At 67.9% G+C, this 4,844-nt stretch carries 5 protein-coding genes; 1 reads left to right on the top strand and 4 read right to left on the bottom strand.

The annotated features are described in order from the left end of the window. Window positions 1-60 precede the first annotated feature (60 nt). From ABGA94_RS20905 to ABGA94_RS20920, 4 genes are all read right to left on the bottom strand, one after another. Window positions 61-1,488: an amino acid permease gene (locus ABGA94_RS20905; protein WP_164229739.1), complete on the bottom strand. Its 1,428-nt coding sequence runs from the start codon at window positions 1,486-1,488 to the stop codon at window positions 61-63. Between the two features lie 164 nt (window positions 1,489-1,652). Further along, the gene (locus tag ABGA94_RS20910) at window positions 1,653-2,072 is read right to left on the bottom strand and encodes a hypothetical protein (RefSeq protein WP_053496733.1); all 420 of its coding nucleotides are present in this window, start codon (window positions 2,070-2,072) and stop codon (window positions 1,653-1,655) included. Continuing rightward, complete coding sequence (gene leuE, locus ABGA94_RS20915) at window positions 2,069-2,698, bottom strand: leucine efflux protein LeuE (RefSeq protein WP_111126918.1); 630 nt, start codon at window positions 2,696-2,698, stop codon at window positions 2,069-2,071. Before leuE ends, ABGA94_RS20910 begins: the two co-directional genes overlap by 4 nt. A gap of 14 nt (window positions 2,699-2,712) precedes the next feature. Then, window positions 2,713-3,684 carry a LysR family transcriptional regulator gene (locus ABGA94_RS20920; protein ID WP_375368017.1) on the bottom strand — a complete coding sequence of 324 codons (972 nt, stop codon included), beginning with the start codon at window positions 3,682-3,684 and terminating at the stop codon, window positions 2,713-2,715. Between the two features lie 91 nt (window positions 3,685-3,775). Here ABGA94_RS20920 and ABGA94_RS20925 point away from each other — a divergent pair, with 91 nt between their 5' ends. Continuing rightward, on the top strand, window positions 3,776-4,783 hold the full coding sequence (locus tag ABGA94_RS20925) for a zinc-binding alcohol dehydrogenase family protein (RefSeq protein ID WP_049417166.1): 1,008 nt from the start codon (window positions 3,776-3,778) through the stop codon (window positions 4,781-4,783). The last annotated feature ends 61 nt before the right edge of the window (window positions 4,784-4,844 follow it).

The raw sequence follows: 4,844 nt of genomic DNA on the forward strand, positions 1-4,844 counted from the left end.
ATTGCCCCTGTCAAGAGGATGCGGGTTGCCGGCCAGCGGCCGGCACTACCGGTGATCCGTTTACTTCGCGATCAGTGCGTGGCGGCGGCTGTACAGGAAGTACAACACCAGGCCGGCCACGTTCCACAGCAGGAAGTACAGCTGAGTGGTGTGCGGCAGGCTGATGAACAGGTAGATGCAGCCCAGTGCGGCCAGCGGGCCGACCACGAAAGCCACCGGCGTGCGGAAGGTGCGCTCGCGGTTCGGCTCGCGCAGGCGCAGCACCACCAGACAGATGCCCACCGCAGTGAACGCGGCCAGGGTACCGGCATTGGCCAGTGCGGCGATCTCGTCCAGGCGCGCCACGCCGGCCAGGGCCGACACCACCACCGCAGTGAACAACGTGGTCGCCACCGGCGTGCCGGTACGTGCGTTGACCTTGGACAGGCCACGCGGCAGCAGGCCATCGCGGCTCATCACAAAGAAGATGCGGCTCTGGCCGTACAGGAAGGCCAGCAGCACGGTCGGCAGGGCGATGATCGCGATCACGCCGATCACCATTGCCGCGGTCGGATGGCCCAGCTGGCGCATGATCAGCGCCAGCGGCTCGGCGCTGTGGCCGAACACCGCGTAGCTCATCGCACCGACGGCCGCCAGCGCCACCAGCACGTAGACGATGGTGCAGCCGATCATCGAACCGATGATGCCGATCGACAGGTCGCGGCCCGGGTTCTTGGTCTCCTCGGCGGCGGTGGAGATCGCATCGAAGCCGTAGAAGGCGAAGAAGATGATGGCTGCCGCCGCCATCACGCCGTGCTCGACGCCATCGGGGCCCATCGACTTGGCAAAGCCGTACGGCATGAACGGCTGCAGATTGGCGCTGTCGAAGGCGGGCAGGGCCACGGCGACGAAGATCGCCAGCGCGATCAGCTTGAACACCACCAGGATCGCATTGAGCGTGGCGCTTTCCTTGGTGCCGGCCATCAGCATGCCGGCCACCAGCCAGGTGATGATGATCGCCGGCAGGTTGATCATTCCGCCTTCCACGTGCGGGCCGGCGGCCAGCCAGGCCGGCAGGTGTACGTTCCAGCCGAACTGGGTGTGGACCCATTCGAGGAAGCCGACGAAGTAGCCGGACCAGCCCACCGCCACCGTACTCACCACCAGCGAGTACTCCAGGATCAGGCTCCAGCCCACCACCCAGGCAAACACCTCGCCCAGCGCGCTGTAGCTGTAGGTGTAGGCACTGCCGGCGGCCGGCATCATCGTCGACAGCTCAGCGTAGGACAGCGCCGCACAGGCGCAGACCGCACCGGCGATGGCGAAGGAGATCAGCACGGCCGGGCCGGCCAGGTTGGCACCCACGCCGATCAGCGTGTAGATGCCGGTACCGACGATGGCACCGATGCCCAGCGCGATCAGGTGCGGCCAGCTGAGCGTCGGGATCAGACGCCTGCCGGCTTCGTGGACGGTGACGGAATCTAGGGACTTGCGCCGGAACAGGGACATGCAGGCCTCGGAAGGGGTGACTAAGAACGACAAGTTCCCGAGTGTGACCGAACGCAGCGCAGCATTACCACTGACGCGGGTCATACCCGACGCGCCGCGCGCTGCACCGCGATCAGGCTGCCGGAATCGGCATAAAGCAGGCCGGACCCCCGCGCCGGGCGACGTCAGGGCATGGCGGGCCAGTGGCAGCCGTCTTCCTGCCAGGCCTCGACGTCGTCGTGAAAAGAGCTCCTGCGCCCGTCACGGGCACGCTCATAGCGCAGGTCCAGCACCAGCGCGCCCTGGGTACTCAACAGGTAGCGGCCGTTGAGGCGGCCATCGATGCGCTCTTCCCAGACGCTGTCGAACTGGTACGGGCGATCTTCGGCCAGCACCGTGCTTTGCATCGAGATCCGGCGCAGGGGCAGGCGCTTGCGCTGGCCGGCGTAGCGCACGTCGGACTGTCCGTCCTCCAGCCAGCGCCATTCCAGGTGGATGCTGCCGTTGCGACCGCCGGTCAGGCAGCGATGGTCCTGTACGGTGGCGCCAGAGGCGGTGCCGGCGAACAGCAGAGCCAGGCCGAGCAGCGGCAGCCGCCCGTTCATCCGTTCAGCCCCAACCGGATGCCAAACCCCACCAGGAACAGGCCGGCCACGCGGCGCAGCGCGTCGCTGATCCGCGGGTGCTGGATCAGCCGGCGACGGGCCAGGTTGCCCGCGCCGATCAGCATCGAGCAGTAGGCGATGCTGACCACCAGGATGATGCCGGCCAGCGCCGCGAAGGTGGCGATGCCCTGGTGTGCCTTGGGATCGATGAACAACGGCAGGAAGGCCATGTAGAACAGGATCGCCTTCGGGTTGAGCAGGCTGACCAGGATCGCCTGCTGGAAGTAGCGGCCCGGCTGCATGCGGATCGGGCCGGCATCACCGCCCTCGTGCTTCGGTGTGCGCAGCAGGCCGATGCCGACCCACACCAGGTAGGCCGCACCCAGGTACTGCACGGCGTGGAACACCAGCGGGTTGGCCTTGAGCAACGCGGCCACGCCGGCCAGCGCCAGCCACATCAGGATCTGGTCGCCGACCAGCAGGCCGGCCAAAGCGGTGTAGCCGCCGCGCACACCGCCACGGCCGGTGGCGGTCAGCAGGGTGAAGGTACCGGGACCGGGCAGAGCGAGAAACACCAGCACGGCGACCAGAAACGTCCACAGGTCCTGGATGCCCATCCACGGCATGGCGGTGTTCTCTCTTACGGGGGGCCGTCATTGTCGGCCAGCGCCGGGGCTGGCGACAGGGGGCCGGCAGGATCTTCGGGCATGCCAGACAGCAGAGGTTGCAGGTGCTGGCGCAGCTGCGCGTGCAGCTGCCGCACCGCCGGCGAGAACTGCTTGCGGTGCGGGCAGACCAGTTGCAACGGTATGTGGCTGCCGATGCCATCGAGCAGCAGCTGCAGGCGCCCTGCAAGCACATCCTCGCGCAGGTCCAGCCAGGATTTGTAGGTGATGCCTTCGCCGGCCACCGCCCAGCGCCGCACCACATCGGCGTCATCGCAGACCAACGGGCCGCGCACCGGAATCACGCTGCGGCGCCCGTCGACCTCGAACGACCAGCGATCATAGGCGCGGCCATTGAGCTGGTAGACCAGGCAATCATGCTCGCGCAGATCGTCCAGGCGCGTGGGCATGCCGCGCCGCTGCAGATAGTCGGGCGACGCCGCGAGTATGCGCCGATTGCCTTCCAGCAGGGGCAGGGCGACGTAGTTGGCGTCGTCGAAGTGGCCGATGCGGATGGCCACGTCGACCGGGTCGCGGAACACGTCGGCCACTTCGTCGGACAGGCGCAGGTGCAGGCGCAGCTGGGGGTGCGCGGCGCGAAAAGCGCTCAGCCAGGGCAGCAGCAGATTTCGACCGAAGTCCGACGGCGCCGACAGCTGCAGGGTGCCGTGCAGTTCGGCGTCTTCGCCCTGCACGCGCGCCTGGCCCTCGCGCAGGGTGGCCAGCACCTCCTGCGCATACGGCAGGTACAGCGCCCCCTCGCCGGTCAGGCGCAGGCTGCGCGTGGTGCGCACGAACAGTCGCAGGTCCAGCTCGCGTTCCAGCCGCGCCACCGCCGCAGCAACCTGCCCCGGCAGCAGGTCGGCTTCGCGGGCCGCCTGCGAGAAGCTGCCCAGTGCGGCAGTACGGACGAACAGCTGCAGATCGTCGAAGCGGATCATCTTCATCGCCAGAGTGAAAGTGCTGCCCGATTCTGCGCCTTTCCGAGGGACCGCGTGCGGCGCAACCTGTCGCCTCCTTCCCCACTGGACCGCTGCCATGCGCGCCATTGCCTACACCCAAGCCGGCCTGCCGATCGATGATGCCCAGGCCCTGATCGATATTGAACTGGAACTGCCGCAGCCCGGCCCGCGTGATCTGCGGGTGGCGGTACGCGCGGTGGCGGTGAACCCGGTCGACACCAAGGTCCGCCGCGGCGTGGCCACCGATGGCCCGCGCGTGCTGGGCTGGGATGCGGTCGGCATCGTCGACGCGGTGGGCAGCGAGGTGACCCTGTTCCAGCCCGGCGACGCGGTCTACTACGCCGGCGTCATCGACCGCCCAGGCAGCAATGCGCAGTACCAGCTGGTGGATGAGCGCAGCGTAGGCCGCAAGCCGGCCAGTCTCGACGATGCCGCCGCCGCAGCGTTGCCACTGACTGCAATCACCGCCTGGGAGCTGCTGTTCGACCGCCTGCGCATCCCGGAGGGTGGTGGCGAAGGCCAGACCCTGCTGGTGATCGGTGCTGCCGGTGGTGTCGGTTCGATCCTGGTGCAGCTGGCACGGAAGCTGACTAGGCTGACCGTGATCGGCACCGCCTCGCGCCCCGATACCCAGGACTGGGCGTACGCAATGGGGGCACACCACGTGATCGACCACAGCCTGCCGCTGGCCGAGGGACTGGCGCGGCTCGGCATCAGCGAGGTGCAGCATGTCGCCAGCCTGACCCACTCCGACCAGTACTACGCGCAGATCGTGGAACTGCTGGCACCGCAGGGCCAACTGGGGCTGATCGATGATCCTGGCCAGGTGGACGTGATGGCGCTCAAGCGCAAGGCGTTGTCACTGCACTGGGAGTCGATGTTCACCCGGCCGCTGTACCGCACTGCGGACATGCAGCGCCAGCATGACCTGTTGAACCGTGTGGCCGAGCTGATCGACACGGGCGTGCTGCACACCACCCTGGGCGAGCACTTCGGGCGCATCGACGCGGCCAACCTGCGGCGCGCCCACGCGCTGCTGGAAAGCCAGCGTGCCAAGGGCAAGATCGTGCTGGAAGGCTGGTAACACCGGCGGTTCCCGCGCGCCCTTGGGGTCAGATCCCTTTCCCCCCAGGGAAAGGGATCTG

Source organism: Stenotrophomonas sp. 3diitr2024 (assembly GCF_042136455.1).
GTDB classification, from domain to species: Bacteria; Pseudomonadota; Gammaproteobacteria; order Xanthomonadales; family Xanthomonadaceae; genus Stenotrophomonas; species Stenotrophomonas sepilia.

What these genes read in the sequence shown, in the direction of transcription:
- ABGA94_RS20905 (WP_164229739.1), bottom strand. Translation starts at nt 1,488, where the DNA reads ATGTCCCTGTTCCGGCGCAAGTCCCTAGATTCCGTCACCGTCCACGAA.
- ABGA94_RS20910 (WP_053496733.1), bottom strand. Translation starts at nt 2,072, where the DNA reads ATGAACGGGCGGCTGCCGCTGCTCGGCCTGGCTCTGCTGTTCGCCGGC.
- ABGA94_RS20920 (WP_375368017.1), bottom strand. Translation starts at nt 3,684, where the DNA reads ATGAAGATGATCCGCTTCGACGATCTGCAGCTGTTCGTCCGTACTGCC.
- ABGA94_RS20925 (WP_049417166.1), top strand. Translation starts at nt 3,776, where the DNA reads ATGCGCGCCATTGCCTACACCCAAGCCGGCCTGCCGATCGATGATGCC.
- leuE (WP_111126918.1), bottom strand. Translation starts at nt 2,698, where the DNA reads ATGCCGTGGATGGGCATCCAGGACCTGTGGACGTTTCTGGTCGCCGTG.